The organism is Streptomyces thermovulgaris (assembly GCF_002155915.1).
GTDB lineage: Bacteria > Actinomycetota > Actinomycetes > Streptomycetales > Streptomycetaceae > Streptomyces > Streptomyces thermovulgaris.
On record NZ_MUME01000072.1, the window covers coordinates 348 to 18,376 of the forward strand.

Below are 18,029 nucleotides of genomic sequence, written 5' to 3' on the forward strand. Positions count from 1 at the left end.
GACGCACCGTTCACCGGCCGGCCCCCGGCCGGGGCCGCTCACCGGCCGGTGAGGACCACCCAGACCTGCCCCGGGGCGATGTGCACGGGCGTGCCGTCGGCGGCCGTGAACTCGGTGACGTCCGTCGCCCGCGCCCGCTTCCAGGTGACGTCGTGGATCCGCCCGTCGCGCAGCACCTGCGCCGTCCCGGAGCCCACGGTCTCGGTGTACGGGGTGGGGCTGCCGAGGGCGTCGTGCAGGGCTGACCGGCGTACCGTCACCTGCTGCACCACGACCGTCGCGGGCGTCAGCGGCGTGCCGTCGGCGGTGACGGCCGTCCTGCCGTCCATCGTCACCTGCCAGCCGTGCCGCCGCGCGGACCAGGTGAAGGTGAACCGGGCGGCCGGATAGCCGACCGTGTGCGAGGTCCTGGCCCGGCCGCCGGCCGGAGCCGGGCCGTGGCGGAGGCCGGTGGTCAGCGCGTCCGCGCCCGGTGCGGAGGCCAGGAGCCGCTCCGGGCGCAGATAGAGGTTGTGCGGGGCCGGGCGGCCGGCGGCCCGGAAGTAGGCGTCCGGTCTTCTCTCGGGCGTCTCGGCGGACAGCGGGGCCGTGTCGATCAGCGGCAGCAGTTTGCGCTGGGCGCCGGAGAAGGCGAGCACGGGACGGTCGAACTGGCGCAGCAGCTCCAGATCGGACTCGCGTGCGCTGCGCACCGGGCCGACGACCGGGGGCAGCTTCGTGGCGTAGACGGCCAGCAGCCGGCTCAGTCCGCCCTCGACCTGTTCGACGTACACCAGATCGGCGGCCTCGAGGCCGGTCTGGGGGCGGGCCCGGGCCACATTGTCGATCTTGACGGCGAGCACCGGACCGGTGCGGTCCGGTTTCCGTGCCGCCGTGGACGGCGGGCTCTGGGGGCGGTTTCCCGCACCGCGTCCGTCCTCGGAGGCGCCGTCGCCGCGGGCCGTGCATCCCACCGCCGGTGCCGACAGCAGCAGGGCCGCCGTCACGGCCTGTCGCATCAGCGCCCTTCGTCCCAAGTCCGCCATATGGCCCCCGTCCCTCTCTGTTTGTTCCAATTGTGGACTTAAACGTTCAAGAGTGGCCATACCCGTTCGTTTTTGATCGCGCGTGTCGGACTGGGCCGTTCGGCCCCCGCGGTTCGCCGGTTCGGGCTCGGGTACCCGGACGTGCGCGGGCGCACGGAGGCGCGGGACGGGTGGTGCGGGACGAGCGCGGCAGAGGACGCGCGGTACGCAAACGCGGCAGGGAAATGCGGCAGAGAAGGGGTGCGGCGCGATGAAGGCAGTGACCTGGCAGGGCAAGCGCGATGTGCGGGTGGAGGAGGTCCCCGACCCGGGGATCCAGGAGCCGACGGACGCCGTCATCCGGGTCACCTCGAGCGGCCTGTGCGGCTCGGACCTGCACCTGTACGAGGTGCTCACCCCGTTCATGACCCCCGGCGACATCCTCGGCCACGAGGCCATCGGCATCGTGGAGGAGGTGGGCTCACAGGTGCCGGATCTGAAGCCCGGCGACCGGGTGGTCGTACCGTTCCAGATCGCCTGCGGCCACTGCTTCATGTGCTCCGCGGGCCTGCAGACCCAGTGCGAGACCACCCAGGTCACCAGCGAGGGCATGGGAGCCGCCCTGTTCGGCTACACCCGCCTGTACGGAGCGGTGCCGGGCGCCCAGGCCGAATACCTGCGTGTACCGCAGGCGCACTACGGCCCGATGAAGGTGCCCGAGGGCCCGCCCGACGACCGGTTCGTCTACCTCTCCGACGTGCTGCCCACCGCCTGGCAGGCGGTCGCGTACGCCGATGTGCCGCGCGGCGGCACCGTGGCCGTGCTCGGCCTCGGCCCCATCGGCGACATGGCGTGCCGGATCGCCAAGGCACGCGGCGCCGAGCGGGTGTTCGGCGTGGACCTGGTCCCGGAGCGGCTCGCCCGGGCGCGCCGGCGGGGTGTGGAGACCTACGACCTGCGCGGCTTCCACCACGAGAAGGACCTGGTCGCCGCGATCCAGGACGAGACCGACGGGCGCGGCCCGGACGCCGTGATCGACGCGGTCGGCACCGAGGCGCACGGCAGCGCGGTCGCCCGGCTCGTCCAGCAGACCGCCGCGGTGATGCCGCGCGCCCTGAGCGGGCCGCTCGCCGAACGCTTCAGCGTGGACCGGCTCGCCGCCCTGTACACCGCCATCGACCTGGTGCGCCGCGGCGGCACGATCTCCCTTTCCGGGGTGTACGGCGGCTCGGCCGACCCGATGCCGATGCTCACCCTCTTCGACAAGCAGATCCAGATGCGGATGGGCCAGGCCAACGTCCGCCGCTGGAGCGACGAGATCATGCCCTGGCTGACGGACGAGGACCCGCTCGGCGTCGACGACTTCGCCACGCACCGCCTGCCGCTGTCGGACGCGCCGCACGCGTACGAGATGTTCCAGCGCAAGCAGGAGGGCGCCGTCAAGGTGCTGATGAAGCCCTGAAGACCGGCTGTCGCGCCGCGCGCCCGCCCGGGACGGACGCGACCACCGTCCACCTGGACCGGGCCCCGTGGTGGTGTCAGCCCTGTGCTGCTCGGCCTCCTTCCTGCTCGGACCATGCCGTCCGTGTCCTCCGGCCTTCCGCGGCTTTCGCGGTGCGCACGGCTTGCGTGGCCTCCTTTGCGGCTCCTACAGCTCCTTGATGCGGATGTCCCGGAAGGAGATCACGTCCGTCGTGCCGTGCACCTGCAGTCCGATGTAGCCGGAGGCGAACCGCCGCCCGTCCGTGCCCGGGTCGTCCGAGCGGGGCGGGGAGAACTCCTGGCCGCCGAAGTTCTCGAACTCGTTGATCAGCACACCGTTGCGGTAGACCGAGTAGTGCTGGCCGACCACGCGGATCTCGTAGTCGTTCCACGTGCCCTTCTCGGTGACACCGGCCCCGGCGAGCCCCACCCGGTCGAAGCCGTAGATCGAACCGGTCTTGTACATGTCCCCGTCGGGCCGGTCGAACACCTGCACCTCGTGCCCGTACTTGATGGCGACCCACTCCGGCCGCGACTCCTCCGGGTGGTCGTGGACCGACGGGAACCTCACGAAGACACCGGAGTTGGCGTTGCCGTTGCCCGGGGCGTCGTCACGCCACTGGAGGCGGAGCGAGAAGTCGCCGTACTTGCGCTTGGGGAACCACAGCATGCCCATGCCGTCCCTCGTGGTGCCGCTGGTGAGGGAGCCGTCGGGGTTCAGGGTGAACGAGCCGCCGCCCACGTGCTCCCATTGGGCGAAGGACTCCGCGGTGCCGTCGAAGATCGTGCGGTACCCGGTGTTCTGGCCGGGCCTGCCGATGCCGGACTGGCGGGCGGCCCGCTGAATGGCCCGGTACTCCCGCTGGTCGACGACGCCCTCTTTGAGCAGCCGGTCCAGGACCTCCTTCACATGCTTGAGGAACAGCGCCTGGGACGTCCACTCCTTCTCGTCCTCGATCAGCTCGTTGATCCGGCACCGGTTGTCGGTGACCCGGTTCGGCACACCCGAGTCCACCGTGCCGACGATCACCGTCAGCCGTTCGTCGTACTCGGGGCAGTTGGGCGCGGGCACTCCGCCGCTCGCCACCACCGTGAAGCTCACGGTCCGCGGCTCGGACGTGTTGCCCGCCTTGTCGCTCGCCCGGTACGTCACGGTGTGCCGGCCGGCCCGGTCGACGATCACCGGCGCGGTGTAGGTCAGATAGGGGCCGCCGTCGAGCGAGTACTCGATGTCCGCGACCCCGGAACCGCCCTCGTCGGTCGCGCTCACGGTCACCTTGGCGTGGCCGACGTACGCTCCGTCGGAGTTCCGCGTCCCGTCGACGGTCACCCCGGTCACCGGCGGGGTGGTGTCCTGCACGGGCGGGGCGACGACGGTGAACCGCACGCTCTTCTCCGGCGACACATTGCCCGCCTTGTCGGTGGCCCGGTAGCGCACGGTGTGCGTGCCGGGCTGATGCACCATCACCGGGCCGGTGTAGGGCTGCCAGGCGCCGGAGCCGAGCGCGTACTCGATCGTGTTGACCCCGGAACCGGTGTCGGAGGCCGAGACGGTCACCGTCGCCATGCCGACGTAGGCGCCGTCGGCGTTTTGCTCGCCGCTGACCGTCGCCGAGGTCTCCGGCGGCGTCGTGTCGTCCGACGGCGGGGCGACGACGGTGAACCGCACGCTCTTCTCCGGCGACACATTGCCCGCCCTGTCGGTGGCCCGGTAGTGGATCGTGTGGGTGCCCACCTGGTCCACGACGATCGGGGCGGTGTACGGCAGCCAGTCGTCCGGGGCGGTGCCGAGGGCGTACTGGATGCGGTCGACTCCCGATCCGCTGTCGGTCGCCTCGATGGTCACGCTCGCCGAACCGACGTACTCGCCCTGCGCGTTGCGGATGCCCTCCACGGTCGCCGAGGTCTCCGGCGCCGTGGTGTCCGAGCCGTCGCCCTCGGTCACCACCAGCACGCCCCGCATCTGCCCGTGGCCGGGAATGGTGCAGTAGTAGAGGTAGCGGCCCGGGGTGAGGACGACCTCGGCGGTGTGCCGGCCGCCCTGGGCGTCACTGGGGCTGGCGAGGATGTTGAGCTGGACGTCGCTGTTGTACTCCGGGTCGGAGGTCGCGAAGGTCAGCGTGTGCGGCATCCCCGTGGTGTTGCCGGTCGCCGCGCTGTTCTCGAAGACGATCGTGGCCGGTCCCGCCACCGCGGTCTCGGGTGCCGAGAGGTACCGGTCGATGGGGTCGCCGGCGGTCCAGGTGAGCACCTGGGGGGCGGCCGTCCGCGCCGGAGCGCCGGTCTGCCCGGCGGCGGACGCCGTCTGCAGGCCCAGCACCATCGCCAGGGCGGCCAGCAGGGCCGTCCACATTCCTCGTTGACGCAGTCGGTGTGTCACTGTGCGGTCCCCCTTGCCAGTTGGTCGGCGGCCGGCGTCGGCCCGCCGCCCGTGTAGGTGACGCGCCACAGCGCCGACTTGGAGTCCGAGGTGAAGAAACCGCGGCCGTAGTCGAGGACGTACAGCGCGCCGTCCGGACCGAACTTCCAGTCCATGAGGTTCTTGATGCCGTCGTTGCCGGTCGGAATGATCTTCTTCAGCGACTCCGAGTGCACCGGCAGCCCGCCCTTGTCCAGGGTCTTCGGGTCCATCAGGACGGCGTTGCGCGGCTGGTCGGCGTCGTAGAAGTCGCCGACGAACCACTTCCCGTCCCAGTACGAGGGCCACTTGACCTCGCTGGTGCTCGCCGCGTCGTACCGGTAGACCGGGCCGTTCATCGCGGCCTGCCCGCCGCCCTTGAGCCACGGCAGCCGGTAGGTGGCCTCCTCCTTGCGGTACGACGGGATCCCGTTCGCGTCACGCGGGTAGTCCGGGGCGCCGCCCTGGGGCGAGTACCAGATGTTGTTGCCGGTGACCGGCGGGAGGTTGACCAGTCCGTCGTTGTTCGGGGACTCGTTCCTCGGGTGGTCGCAGTCGTACCAGCCCAGCGGCTTGGACGGGTCGGGCAGGTTGCGGTCGCGGTAGGGCTGCTTGTTGCCCATGCAGTACGGCCAGCCGTGGTTGCCCGCTTTGGTGATGGCGGCGAACGTGTCGTACTTGGCCGGACCCCAGATGGGCGAGGGCTCGCCCGCGTCCGGGCCGACCCAGCCCGCGTACAGGATGTCGGTCCTCTTGTCGACGAAGATGCGCGCGGGGTTCCTGACGCCCATCACATAGATCTCACCGCGGGTCTTGCCGCCGCCCTCGTCGGTCTCCTTGCCGGTGAAGAGGTTGCCCTCGGGGATCGTGTAGGTGCCGTCGGGCTCCGGGTGGATGCGCAGGATCTTGCCGTTGAGGTCGTTGGTGTTGCCCGCGGTGCGGCGGGCGTCGGCGAAGGACACGCCCTTGTAGTTGGGCTGCGGGTTGTTGCCGGAGTAACCGTCGCTGAAACCGCTGGAGTTGGTGTCACCGGTGGCGATGTACAGATTGCCCTTGGAGTCCCAGGCCATCCCGCCGCCCGCGTGACAGCAGCTGTGCACCTGCACCGGCCACGTGAGCAGGACCTTCTCGCTGCTCAGATCCAGTTTCTGGGTGACGGGGTCGAGCGTGAAACGGGAGACGCGCCGCTCGGCCATGTGCGTCTCGCGGTTGACCCGGGAGTGGGGCGTGTAGTGCAGATACACCCAGCCGTTCTGCTCGAAGCGCGGGTCGAGCTCGATCCCGAGGAGACCCTCCTCGCTCTTGGTGAGCTCGTCGCCGCCGCCCTTGTTGCCGAAGACCGTCAGCTCTCCCGCCAGGGTGACCTTCCCGGTCTTCGGGTCGTAGATGTGGATCTGCCCCTTGCCCTTGCCGATGTCCGGGTCGTTCCAGTCGGTGACCACCGGCTGGAGGCGTCGGCGCCGCCGCGGCCGATGTAGAAGACGCGGCCGTCGGGGGCGGTGACCAGGCCGTGCGGCTCGCCGATCTGGTCGTTCTGCCCGGGCTGGTTGGGCGGGGTGAGACGTTCGGCCTTGTAGTGGGAGGCGATCGTCGCCTTGCAGTCGGCCTGCACCAGACGGGCGGTCCACAGCAGGGCGCCGCGCAGATGCTCGCGGAACTCCGTCTCGTCGTACGACGACACGGTGCCGCCCATGCCGGTGTAGAAGGAACGGCCGCCGTCGTAGTCGCGGCACCAGCTGATCGGATGGTCCCAGCCGTTGGCGCTCGCCCCCGGCTGGTACGTCGACTCGCGCACCCGGGCCACGGTGTGCACCGTGCCGGACGGGTTCTCGACCCAGTTGAACCACTGGTCGAAGCGCTTCCACTCCAGCGGCAGGTTCTTCGTCGCCGGGTTCTGCCGGTCGCCGACCTCGACGGTGGCCCGCTGGACGGTCTTCGGACTGGAGGAGGCCGGGCGGGCGCCGATGAGACCGGTGAACCAGTCGGAGTACGGTTCGGCGCGCGCCGCGTCATGGATGCCGACGAAACCGCCGCCCGCCTCCATGTAGGCCTCCAGGCCCGCCTCCTGGGCGGGGTCGAGGACGTCGCCGCCGCCGGTGAGGAACACGATCGCGTTGTAGCGGCCGAGCCGCTTGGCGTCGGTGAAGACCGAGGCGTCGTCGGTGGCCTCGACCCTGAAGCGCTCCCGCGCCGGTCCGGACAGGCCGATCCGCTCGATCGCCTCGATGCCGGCGTTCACCACCGGCGACTCCTCGCCGGGCGCGGCGGAGCCGTAGAAGATCAGCACTCGTGCGTTCGGGCTGCCCGGTGGTGATGCGATCGACATCGCGGCGGACGGCGTCCCGGGATCCGGGCGTGCGCTCGCGGCGGGAGCCGAGAGCAACCCGGCCGCCAGGGCCCCCGCGGCGACCGCGGCCGACCAGATCCGTCTCGTCCGTCCCGTCCGCCGGGTCGTGGTCGGTGCCGGTGTTCTTCCGTGTACGGGATGTCGATGTGCTGTGAACCGCATGTGGTCACCCACCCTCCTCGGTCACGGCAAACGCCAAGGAAGCTAGACCCCTTTGCGCGGTCCGCCAATAGGTACGGCCGGATTTCAACAAACTTTGTCCTGAGTGTGGATAAACGGCCGCAGGGCGGGTAGCTTCGCGGAGTCCGGTTAACTTCCTTACAGAACTGGGGAGTTGAGGCAGCGGCATGGACAGACGCGGTTTCAACCGGCGGGTGCTGCTGGGCGGTGCGGTCATGGCGACAACGTTGTCCCTGGCTCCTGAGGCGGTGGCCGAGGCCGCCGCCAGTACGGCCGCCCTGCCGCGCACCGCGCCGGCCGGGGGCGAGGTCAAGCACATCAGGATGTACGCCGAGAAGCTCCCCGACGGACAGATGGGCTACGGCCTCGAGAAGGGCAGGGCGACGATCCCCGGCCCGCTCATCGAACTCGTCGAGGGCGACACCCTGCACATCGAGCTCGAGAACACCACGGACGTGGCCGTGAGCCTGCACGTCCACGGCCTGGACTACGAGATCTCCAGCGACGGCACCAGGCAGAGCCGGAGCCATGTGGAACCCGGCGAGACCCGCACCTACACCTGGCGCACCCACACCCCCGGCCGGCGCAAGGACGGCACCTGGCGGGAGGGCAGCGCGGGCTACTGGCACTACCACGACCACGTGGTCGGCACCGACCACGGCACCGGCGGCGTCCGCAAGGGGCTGTACGGAGCGGTGATCGTCCGCCGCAAGGGCGACATCCTGCCGGACCGCACGCACACGATCGTCTTCAACGACATGCTCATCAACAACCGCTCGCCGCACACCGGCCCGGACTTCGAGGCCACGGTGGGCGACCGCGTCGAGTTCGTGATGATCACCCACGGCGAGTACTACCACACCTTCCACATGCACGGTCACCGCTGGGCCGACAACCGCACCGGCCTGCTGACCGGCCCCGACGACCCCAGCCGGATCATCGACACCAAGATCGTCGGTCCGGGGGACTCCTTCGGCTTCCAGGTGATCGCGGGGGAGGGGGTCGGCGCGGGCGCATGGATGTACCACTGCCATGTGCAGAGCCACTCCGACATGGGCATGGTCGGTCTGTTCCTGGTGAAGAAGCCGGACGGAACGATCCCGGGTCACGACCCGCACGACCACTGACGGATCCGCCCGGTGCGGACCGGCGGATCCGGCCGCCCGGAACGCTCCCACGACCCGCTCCGCCCGGGGCTATGCTGATCACAACCGCCGGGTGAGGAGTCCAGAAGTGACGGAGACAGCGTCGCGTCCCACGTTGGAGGCCGTGGCCGCGCGGGCGGGAGTGTCACGTGCCACCGTGTCCCGGGTGGTGAACGGCGCGAACGGGGTCCGGCAGCCTCTGGTCGAGCGGGTGCGCCGGGCCGTGGAGGAACTCGGGTACGTGCCGAACCAGGCAGCCCGCAGCCTGGTGACCAAGCGGCACGACGCCGTCGCCGTGATCATCGCCGAACCGGAGACCCGGATCTTCGCCGACCCCTACTTCGGGCTGCAGCTGCGCGGCATCAGCAAGGAGCTGACGGCCCATGACACCCAGCTCGTGCTGCTGCTGACGGAGGGGCGCGACGACTACGCCCGGGTCGGACGCTATCTGGCCGGCGGTCATGTCGACGGCGCGCTCGTCTTCTCACTGCACCTCGACGACCCGCTGCCCGAGATGATCCAGCGTGCCGGGGTGCCGACCGTGTTCGGCGGACGGCCCGGCTGGAGCGACGGCACGCACAAGGTCGTCTACGTCGACAGCGACAACCGGGGCGGCGCCCGGGAGGCCGTACGGCATCTGGTCGGCCTCGGCCGGACCCGGATCGGGCACATCACCGGCGCCCTCGACCAGACCTCGGCGGTGGACCGGCTCGACGGCTACCGGGACGTCATGGGCGACGCCGACCCCCACCTGATCGTGGAGAGCGACTTCACCCCCGCGGGCGGCGAGCGCGCCATGCGCACCCTTCTCGACCGCTGCCCCGACCTCGACGCCGTGTTCGCCGCCAACGACCTCACCGCCTCCGGCGCCCTGCGCGTGCTGCGCGAGCGCGGACTGCGGGTGCCCGAGGACGTCGCCGTGGTCGGCTTCGACGACATGCTGCCGGTGGCCGAGCAGACCGAACCGCCGCTGACGACCGTCCGGCAGAACATCGAGGAGATGGGCCGGCTGATGGCCCGCCTGCTGATGCGCGGACTGGACCGCGGCGACTCCGGCGGGACCATGGACGACCTGCCGCACAGCGTGGTCCTGCCGACGACCCTGGTACGGCGCGCCTCCGCCTAGGAACCGGCCTCCGCCCGGGAACGGTCCGGCGGACCTGTCACCGGCTCATGTCCGGCCCGTGTCCGGCGGATCGAGCCGGGCGCGGGGCCGGGCCGTGCCGGGCCGGTGGCCGGGAGCGCGTGGCCGTGCCCCGGCGGAGTTCCTGGGAGGGCTTGCCCTGTCGTGGGGCGGGCCGGAGGCTGGGATCATGCAGGTGAACCATCTCGGTCTGCCGGTGCGCGACGAACAGGCCAGCCGGCGCTTCTACTGCGAGTACTTCGGGTTCGACCCGGCCAGTGCACAGCGTTACGAGGACGGCACGGTGATCGTCCGCAACGCCGCCGGCTTCGATCTCGCCCTGCACACGGTGCCCGGCGGGATCGGCCCGCTGCCCGACTTCCTGCACTTCGGCTTCCGGCTGCCTGAACCGGCACAGGTGCGGTCGCTGCTCGACCGGCTCGCCGCCGACGGCGTCGAGATCGTCGAGCGGTTCGACGAGCCCGGCCACGTCTCCTTCAAGTGCCTGGATCCGGACGGTCACCGCATCGAGGTGTACTGGGAGGCGCCGGCGCCCGGGCAGTGATCCGCAGGACGGCGGAGAGAGCCGGGGCCGGAGCCGTGTCGCGGCACCGGTGACGGTGCCCCGGCGGACAGGGGCCGGCTCGTCCGCCGTGCTCGGACGGCCACGGCCCGGAAGCCCTCGGGGCGTTGGCCCGCCCGCTTTGCTTCGTCGCCTCTCCGCCGACGGGCGACTTCCGCTTCCGATCGGCGGGTTCGTTCACCCGAGCCGGCGTTTCCGGGCGCCGTCAGCCCTGCTGGACGCGGATGACGGGTTCGTGGGTGACGGGGAAGTTCACCGAGCGGGCGATGAAGCACACGGCCGGTACGTCGCCGTGCAGCGCGCGGGCTTTCTCCGCCATCGACGCCTCGGCGACGGTCACCTCGGGGCGCAGGACGACCTCGGTGAACCGGCCTCCGCCACCGGTCTCGTCCATGGTCATGACTCCGTGGGCGTGATCCCGGTAGTCGGTGACGACGACCCCGCCGGCCGCGCAGAAGTGCAGGTACCAGAGCATGTGGCACTGGGCCACGGAGGCCACGAGCAGCTCCTCGGAGTTCCAGCGCGCGGGGTCGCCGCGGAAGGCGGGGTCCGAGGAGGCGGCGATCACGGCCTTGCCGTCCGCCCGTACCTCGTGGTCCCGGCTGTAGGACCGGTAGCCGTCCGTGCCGGATCCGAGGTTGCCCGTCCACTGGACCGTGACGTCGTAGGTGTGCGTCGTCCTCATGGCCCGAGTCTAGGGATGCTGCGGGAGCGCGGTACGAGCCGGTGCCCCGGCGGGCCCGCCGGGAGCTTCACGGGCCCTCGGGCGGTGGCCGTACAGGCGTGTGTCCTGCCGCGCGGAGGCGGCAGGACACACGAGGGGAGGAAAGCACGGGACGGGCGGCAGGGCCCGCAGAGGAGCTAGACGGCGACCACGTTGTCCCGCACCCGCATCCGCTCGCCCAGGAATCCGCCCAGGGCGGTGAGCAGGGACAGCCCGATCAGCAGCAGGACCACCGGCCAGGAGGCCCCGTCGAAGGTCCCCAGCAGCGCGGACGCCAGGAAGGGCAGGAAGCCGGTGAGGGCGCCCGCGAGGTTGTAGGCCAGGGCCACACCGCTGTAGCGCAGGCGTGCCGGGAACAGCTCGGCGAGCAGCGCCCCGGACACCGCGTAGGCCACGGAGAGCGCGCCGATGCCGGCGGCCATGGCCAGCACGACCACCACGGGGTTCTTGGTCTCGACCAGCCAGAAGACGGGGAAGGCGAGCAGCGCGGTGAGCAGACCGCCCCACACCGTGACCCGGCCGGGGCCGAAACGCTCGGCCACCCGTCCCATGACGAGGATCACCGCGATCTGGGCGACCGCCGCCACCAGCGTTCCGTTGACCATGAGGGAGCGCGACAGCCCCAGGGTGTCGGCACCGTAGCTGATCATGAACGTGGTCAGCAGATAGAACCCGCCGACGCCCAGGGTCGCCGAGGCCATCGCCACCAGCAGGCGCCCCCACGCCTGGCGGAAGACGTCCAGGGCCGGGACCTTGGCCCGCTCGTCCTGCTTGAGCATCTCGTCGAACAGCGGCGACTCCTCCACCTTGCGGCGGATGTAGACGGCGATGCCCAGCAGCGGGAAGGCGGCCAGGAACGGCAGACGCCAGCCCCAGGAGTCGAAGGACCCGGACGGGAGAAGGAGCACCAGGGCGAAGGCCCCGGAGGAGAGCAGCGTGCCGACCGGCGAACCGATCTGCGGCAGCGCGGCATAGCGGCCCCGCTTCTCCGGCGGCGCGTGCTCCACGGCCAGGGTGACGGCGCCTCCCCACTCCCCGCCGACGGCGATGCCCTGCAGCAGCCGCAGAAGCACCAGCAGCAGCGGCGCCGCGACACCGATGGCGGCGTAGCTCGGCAGCACACCGATCAGACCGGTCGCCACACCGATCATCACCACGGTGATCAGCAGGGCCGGCCGCCGTCCCATGCGGTCGCCCAGCCATCCGAAGACGAGGGCGCCGACCGGCCGGGCCGCGAACCCGACTCCGAAGGTCGCGAAGGCCGCCAGGGTGGCCGCGGCGGGATCGAGCGTGGTGAAGTACAGCCGGTTGAAGACGAGGGCGGCGGCCGTGCCGAAGAGGAAGTAGTCGTACCACTCCAGTGCCGTGCCCACGAAGGCTGCGAAAGCGACCCGGGCGGCATCCTGGCCGGTGACGACGGCCGACGTCCCCGGAGGCGTGGCCCCGGGGGCGGTCTGCTCCGTCTTGCTCATGTCGTGCTCCTTGCGTGCGGCCGCGACGAGGCGGTCGTGGGAAGAGGGCCGTTCACTGCGGTGAGGTCCGCGATCGTGTCGGCGCCGTGGACGCACGCACCGGCCACGAAGGTGGCCAGGACGTCGATGGCACCGATCCGACTGCTGTCGATACCGACGGGGTCGTCGGAAAGTATGACAAAATCGGCGTATTTGCCGGGGGTGAGGCTGCCGCGCCGGTCCTCGTCGTGGGAGGCCCACGCGGCGTCGAGGGTGTAGGCGCGCAGCGCCTGCTCCGCGGTCACCCGCTCGTCGGGACCGAGGACGACGCCCGCCCGGCTCAGCCGCTCCACCATGGACTGCATGCCGAGCAGCGGGGCGCCCGGGGCGACCGGCCGGTCGGAGCTTCCGGGCACCCGGAGCCCCCGGTCCAGGAACGAGCGGTGGCGGTACAGCCACGGAAGGCGCGCGGGACCGAGCGCCTCGGCCATGGTGTCGCCCACGGCGTACAGGAAGTGGGCCTGCGGCACCGGCACCACGCCCAGCTCGGCATAGCGGTCCAGCTGGTCGGGACGGACCACCCCCGAGTGCTCGATGCGGTGCCGCACATCGGGGCGGGGCAGGACGCGCTGCGCCTCGGCGAAGGCGTCCAGGGCCAGGTCGACGGCGCTGTCGCCGATGGCATGGGCGGCCACCCGCCAGCCGGCGCGGTGCGCGTCGACGACGAGCCGGTGCATCCGCTCCGGTCCGTCCTGCAGGACGCTCGAGGTGTGGTCGTGCCCGCAGAACGGCTCCGAGACGGCGGCCGTCCGCCCGATCAGCGACCCGTCCAGCCAGATCTTCATCGGGCCCAGCCGCAGCCAGTCGTCGCCGAAGCCGGACCGCAGCCCCAGGTCGATCCCGGTGGTGATGCCGTCGTCGGGGTGCGCGCGCAGCGCGTGCAGATTGTCGGAGGCCACCATCAGCTCGACCCGGGTGCGCAGGGTGCCGCGCTCACGGGCCAGCTGATAGGCCGCGGCCTCGACGGGGCTGCGGCCTGTCAGGCCGGTCCCGATCCCGGCCTCCACCACATGGGTGAGCCCCTCGGAGGCGTAGACGGCGCTCGCCCGGCCGAGGGCGTCGGCCAGCTCGCCCACCGGATACGGCATCACCAGATCGGTCACCAGGGACTGGGCTCTCTCCTGGAGCAGCCCGGTCGGCACGCCCGCCTCGTCGCGCACCACGACCCCGCCGTCGGGCACGACCGCGGTGCCGTCGAGGACACCGGCCCGCCGCAGCACCTCGCTGCTGACCGCGCACATGTGCCCGGAGCGGTGCTTGAGCCACACCGGACGCCCGCCGCCCGCCCGGTCCAGGTCGGTGCGGTGCGGATGCGCGCCCAGGACGGTGTCGTCGTAGCCGGAGCCCACGATCCAGGCGTCGGCCGGAAGGGCGGCCGCCCGGCGGGCGACGGCGTCGTGGATCCGGGCCGGCGTGGTCGCCTCGCTCAGGTCGAGTTCGTCCAGGGACTGGCCGAACCAGGCCATGTGGTTGTGGGCGTCGCCGAACCCGGGGACGACGACCGCGTCGTGGCAGTCGAGCGTGGTGCGGGCGGGCAGGTGCCGCACCGTGTCGTCCAGGCCCACGATGCGTCCGGAGAGGACGCCGAGGGTGCGGGCACGGGGATGTCGGTCGTCCACGGTGCGGATGCGGGCGTTGAGCAGTTTGAGATCGAGCATGGGGAGCTTCCGAAGGGAGAGGGGGGCCCGGACGGCGGTGGTCAGGCCAGGTTCTGCAGCCGGGTCAGCGGCAGGTCGGCGGCGTGGTGGACGTCGACCGGACGCCCGTCGACCAGGACCGCGCCGGGCGTCGTGGGCACCGTGACCTCGGGGACGGCGGTGTTGGCGACCATGTCGGCCCGGGTCAGCCCCCGGCTGCCGCGCAGGGCCGTGTACCGGACCCCCTTCGGCAGCGCCGCGGCGGCGGCACGGTCGTCCAGGCACGCCTGGGAGACGAAGACCGTCGACAGCCGGCGCGGAGCCCCGCCCAGACCGCCGAAGTAGGGCCTCATCACCCGCGGCTGGGTCAGCCGGGTCGAGCCGGAGCCCGACCCGGACAGCCCCCAGGCCACGAACCCGGACTTGAGCACCAGCTCCGGCTGCGCACCGAAGGTCACCGGACGCCACAGCACGATGTCGGCGAGCCGGCCGGGCCGCAGCGAACCGACGTCGGCGGCCATGCCGTGGGCGATCGCCGGATTCAGCGTGATCTTGGCCAGGTAGCGCAGCACCCGTTCGTTGTTGACGGTCTCCGGGCCCGTCTCCCCCGCCAGGTGGGCCTGGACATGGGCGAGCTGCCAGGTGCGGCGCGCGGTCTCGGCGATACGGCCCATGCCCATGGAGTCGGAGTTGACGATGCTGATCGCGCCGAGGTCGTGCAGGGCGTTCTCGGCGGCGATGGCGTGCTCGCGCACCCGGCTCGCCGCGATGGACCGGTCGCTGTCGACCCCGTGGTGGCCGCGGTGCACCGTCAGCGTCATGGGCAGCAGCTCGGCGACGGTCGCCGGGGTCAGCGGCAGGGTCGGCGTGGTGGAGGAGGTGAGCACATGCGGCTGGGAGACGATCTCCAGCAGGTCGGGGTGACCACCGCCTCCCTCGACGTGGTAGGCGTGCACGGTGCGCCCGCGGGTGGCCGACAGCGTGTCGGCCAGGTAGCCGGACTCGTTGAGGGTGTCCGTGTGCAGGGCGACCGGCAGATCGGCCTGCTCGGCGACGCCCAGGCAGGTGTCGACGATCCGGGGAGTCGCCCCCCAGTCCTCGTGGATCTTGAACCCGCCGGCCCCGGCGAGCACGGCGCGCTCCAGCAGCTCCTGCGAGGACGAGGAGCCCCGGGCCAGGAACGCCACATTGACCGGGGCGTCGCGCCAGCCCTCGATGAGGCTGTGCAGATTGTGGGCCGGGTTGGCGCCCACGTCCCACACCCCGCCGATGCCCATGCCCACCACGGAGGTGACACCGGCGGCGAGCGCCGCGGGGACCACTTCGGGGCTGGAGAGATGGACATGGGAGTCCACCACACCGGGGGTCGCAAGGAGCCCCTCGCCCGTGATCATCGCGGTGTGGGAGTCGACGACGAGTTCCACGCCGTCGGTGGTCCGCGGGTTTCCCGCCCGTCCCACGCCGACGATGCGGCCGTCCTTGACCCCGATGTTCGTCTTGCGGATCCCGATCAGCGGGTCCATGACGACCACGCCCAGGATCACCAGGTCCAGCGCGCTGTCGCGCGGGGCCCGGCCGGTCACGAGCAGACCGTCGCGGGCCGTCTTGCCGCAGCCCCCGAGCAGCTCCTCGCCGGGCTCGGTGTCGTCGCCCTCGACCTGGACCCACAGATCGGTGTCGGCCAGCCGGATCCGGTCGCCGGTGGTCGGGCCGTACAGGGACGCGTAGGCGTCCCGGGACATCCGGCTCATCGGTCTCCTCCCCGGCCTTCTTCGCGGCCTTGTGTTCGTCCTCCCGCGTGCTCTTCCGTCCGGCGTCCTCCCGCGTGCCCTCCTGCCTGTTCTCCTGCCTGGTCTTCTGTTCGTTCTCCTCCGCGTGCCACCGCGGTGACGGTCAGGGTCCGCCCGGGGGCGAACCGGAGGGACGTCCCGGCCGGGATGTCCAGCCGGTGGCCCCGGGCGGCCTCCCGGTCGAAGTCCAGGGCGGCGTTCGTCTCCTCCAGCGGGAAGTGGGAGGAGACCCAGATCTCCCGGGGGCCGCGGTTGGTGATGTCCAAGGTGATGCGCGGGCGGCCGGGGGCGAGCTCGGTCTCGCCGCCGGCGACCAGCACCGCGCCGGGACCGGTGGCCCCGGCCGGCCCGAACGGCTCGGGAACGTGCACCAGGCTGGAGCCGTGCGGGAAGAGGGCCTCGATCTGGATGCTGGGCACGGCCTCCGCGACGCCCGGCAGCAGCCGGTCGCGCGGGACGACGTCACCGGCGCGCTCGACGACGGTCTCGAGCGGAGTGCCGTCCCAGGCCATCTCGAGGATCTCGTCGCACACCAGGGCGATGGCCTCCGTGGCGCCGAGCAGCGCTCCACGCGCCAGCCGCCGACGTGCGAGTTCGGCTGCCGAGAACAGCGTCAGCCTCTCCTGTTCACGTGGGGTCAGATGCACAAGTCACTTCCCTGGAGATCAAGCGCGACCCAGGGGGTGCGCATGGGGGATGCACAGCACAATGCCGGGGAAACACGGTGCAAACAATGGTGAAAAGCCCCCGGAGTGAAGGGCCCATAATGTGCACATGCACAATCCGCCGTCCCCGGACCCCCTCGCAGCCGCCTCCCCGGCCCCGCTGGAGCCGGACGGCGCCACACCGGTCTCCGCAGAGCTGCGCACCCTCGTCCGTGACTGCCTGGACGACCTGGACAGCCTGGTCGCCCGCTATGTCGCGGAGGTCTCCTCCTTCGAGGGATACGAGTCCACGGTCACCTCCGACGACCTGCGCGACACCGCGCGTGCCTGCTTCGAACTGCTCCTCCGGCTGATCGGCGGCCTGCCGCTGTCCGAGGAACTGCGCGAGGTCCCGGCACGGCTGGGCCGCCGCCGCGCCGACCAGGGCGTGCCGCTGGAGCAGCTCCTGCGGGCGGTGCGCATGGACTTCCGGGTGCTGTGGACCGCGATGACGGAGCGCACCGGTCCGGCCGGCCTGCCGGAGCTGACACGCGGCGCGGTCCGGGTGTGGGAGGCCGTCGAGTTCCACACCGTCCAGGTGCACGCCGCCTATCTGGACCAGATCGCCGTGCAGGCCCGCGAGCGGGAGCGGGAACGGACCGCCCTCATGGGCAGGCTGCTGTCGTCGGACGGCCGCGACCAGCGGCTCGTCACCCAGGTGGCGACCCTTCTCCAGGTGAGCACGCAGGCGGACTTCACCGTGGCGGTCGCGCCTCCCGGCTTTCAGCAGGGGCTGCGCAGAGCGGTCTCGGCCCTGCCGACCGGTCGGATCACCCATCTGCAGCAGCACAACGGCATGCTGGTGCTCGTGGCCAAGCTCCCGCCCGGGGAGCACCACCCGGTGCCCTCCTGGCTGGACGGTGTGCCGTGCGCGGTCGGCCCGGTGGCACGCGGACTGGCCCGCGTCCCCGACGTGGTCCGGATGGCCGAGGCGATCGCCGCGACCCTGGACGGCGGGACGACGGGCCCCGTCACCCTGAGCGAGGCGTGGATGCCCGTGGCCGCGGCACGCCTGGGCACGATGGCGGACGCGCTGGCCGACGCGGTGCTGTCCGGTCTGGACCCCCTGCCCCCGCACGAGCGGGAGCGGCTGCTGACGGCCGTGGCCACGTACTGCGCGACCGGGTCCATCGCGGAGACCGCCCGGGTGCTGTACTGCCACCGCAACACCGTGCTCAACCGGCTGAACCGGTTCACGGAGCTCACCGGCTACCGGGCCACCAGCCCCGAGGAGGCGGCCACCGTCCTGTTCGCCCTGCACTGCGCCCGAAACCGGGACGGACAGGGCCCCTCCGGCGGATCCGGCAGGCCCCAGGACCTCACGTCCACCACGTCCACGGCGAGGCGTTCCTGATCACCGCGGAGATCGCCGCGGAGCGGGCGTCACGGACGCCGCCGGAC

12 protein-coding genes and 1 pseudogene are annotated in these 18,029 nt (G+C 71.7%); 5 read left to right on the forward strand and 8 right to left on the reverse strand.

The window, feature by feature from the left end; genetic code table 11:
- Positions 1 to 38 precede the first annotated feature (38 nt).
- On the reverse strand, positions 39 to 998 hold the full coding sequence (locus tag CCN35_RS07765; protein WP_328587102.1) for a DUF3048 domain-containing protein: 960 nt from the start codon (positions 996 to 998) through the stop codon (positions 39 to 41).
- 277 nt (positions 999 to 1,275) lie between these two features.
- Here CCN35_RS07765 and CCN35_RS07770 point away from each other — a divergent pair, with 277 nt between their 5' ends.
- Positions 1,276 to 2,466, forward strand: a complete 1,191-nt coding sequence (locus tag CCN35_RS07770; protein ID WP_067396940.1) for a zinc-dependent alcohol dehydrogenase — start codon at positions 1,276 to 1,278, stop codon at positions 2,464 to 2,466.
- A 186-nt stretch (positions 2,467 to 2,652) separates the two neighbouring features.
- Here the strand turns inward: CCN35_RS07770 and CCN35_RS07775 are convergent, their stop codons facing one another.
- Both CCN35_RS07775 and CCN35_RS07780 read right to left on the reverse strand, forming a co-directional pair.
- Positions 2,653 to 4,839, reverse strand: coding sequence for an OmpL47-type beta-barrel domain-containing protein (locus CCN35_RS07775; protein WP_086791955.1), 2,187 nt, complete (start codon positions 4,837 to 4,839; stop codon positions 2,653 to 2,655).
- A gap of 23 nt (positions 4,840 to 4,862) precedes the next feature.
- Positions 4,863 to 7,210: pseudogene (locus CCN35_RS07780) on the reverse strand (ThuA domain-containing protein).
- A 368-nt stretch (positions 7,211 to 7,578) separates the two neighbouring features.
- On the opposite strand from CCN35_RS07780, the gene CCN35_RS07785 reads away from it, so the two are divergent.
- From CCN35_RS07785 to CCN35_RS07795, 3 genes are all read left to right on the forward strand, one after another.
- On the forward strand, positions 7,579 to 8,538 hold the full coding sequence (locus tag CCN35_RS07785; protein WP_067396933.1) for a multicopper oxidase domain-containing protein: 960 nt from the start codon (positions 7,579 to 7,581) through the stop codon (positions 8,536 to 8,538).
- A 106-nt stretch (positions 8,539 to 8,644) separates the two neighbouring features.
- Positions 8,645 to 9,682, forward strand: coding sequence for a LacI family DNA-binding transcriptional regulator (locus CCN35_RS07790; RefSeq protein WP_067396930.1), 1,038 nt, complete (start codon positions 8,645 to 8,647; stop codon positions 9,680 to 9,682).
- A 187-nt stretch (positions 9,683 to 9,869) separates the two neighbouring features.
- Positions 9,870 to 10,244 carry a VOC family protein gene (locus tag CCN35_RS07795; protein ID WP_067396927.1) on the forward strand — a complete coding sequence of 125 codons (375 nt, stop codon included), beginning with the start codon at positions 9,870 to 9,872 and terminating at the stop codon, positions 10,242 to 10,244.
- Between the two features lie 223 nt (positions 10,245 to 10,467).
- Here CCN35_RS07795 and CCN35_RS07800 read toward each other — a convergent pair whose 3' ends face one another.
- The 5 genes from CCN35_RS07800 to CCN35_RS07820 form a co-directional block, all read right to left on the reverse strand.
- A complete protein-coding gene (locus CCN35_RS07800) occupies positions 10,468 to 10,947 on the reverse strand; it encodes an OsmC family protein (RefSeq protein WP_067396925.1) in 480 nt (159 codons plus the stop codon).
- Positions 10,948 to 11,123: 176 nt separating this feature from the next.
- On the reverse strand, positions 11,124 to 12,458 hold the full coding sequence (locus CCN35_RS07805; RefSeq protein ID WP_067396923.1) for an MFS transporter: 1,335 nt from the start codon (positions 12,456 to 12,458) through the stop codon (positions 11,124 to 11,126).
- The gene (locus CCN35_RS07810) at positions 12,455 to 14,155 is read right to left on the reverse strand and encodes an amidohydrolase (RefSeq protein WP_086791957.1); all 1,701 of its coding nucleotides are present in this window, start codon (positions 14,153 to 14,155) and stop codon (positions 12,455 to 12,457) included. Before CCN35_RS07810 ends, CCN35_RS07805 begins: the two co-directional genes overlap by 4 nt.
- A 41-nt stretch (positions 14,156 to 14,196) precedes the next feature.
- Complete coding sequence (locus CCN35_RS07815; RefSeq protein ID WP_079129821.1) at positions 14,197 to 15,885, reverse strand: urease subunit alpha; 1,689 nt, start codon at positions 15,883 to 15,885, stop codon at positions 14,197 to 14,199.
- The gene (locus CCN35_RS07820) at positions 15,882 to 16,571 is read right to left on the reverse strand and encodes an urease subunit gamma (protein WP_086791959.1); all 690 of its coding nucleotides are present in this window, start codon (positions 16,569 to 16,571) and stop codon (positions 15,882 to 15,884) included. Before CCN35_RS07820 ends, CCN35_RS07815 begins: the two co-directional genes overlap by 4 nt.
- 127 nt (positions 16,572 to 16,698) lie before the next feature.
- Between CCN35_RS07820 and CCN35_RS07825 the strand changes: the two genes are divergently transcribed.
- Entirely contained in the window at positions 16,699 to 17,982 is a 1,284-nt protein-coding gene (locus CCN35_RS07825; RefSeq protein ID WP_079129819.1) for a PucR family transcriptional regulator, read from the forward strand.
- Positions 17,983 to 18,029: the final 47 nt, after the last annotated feature.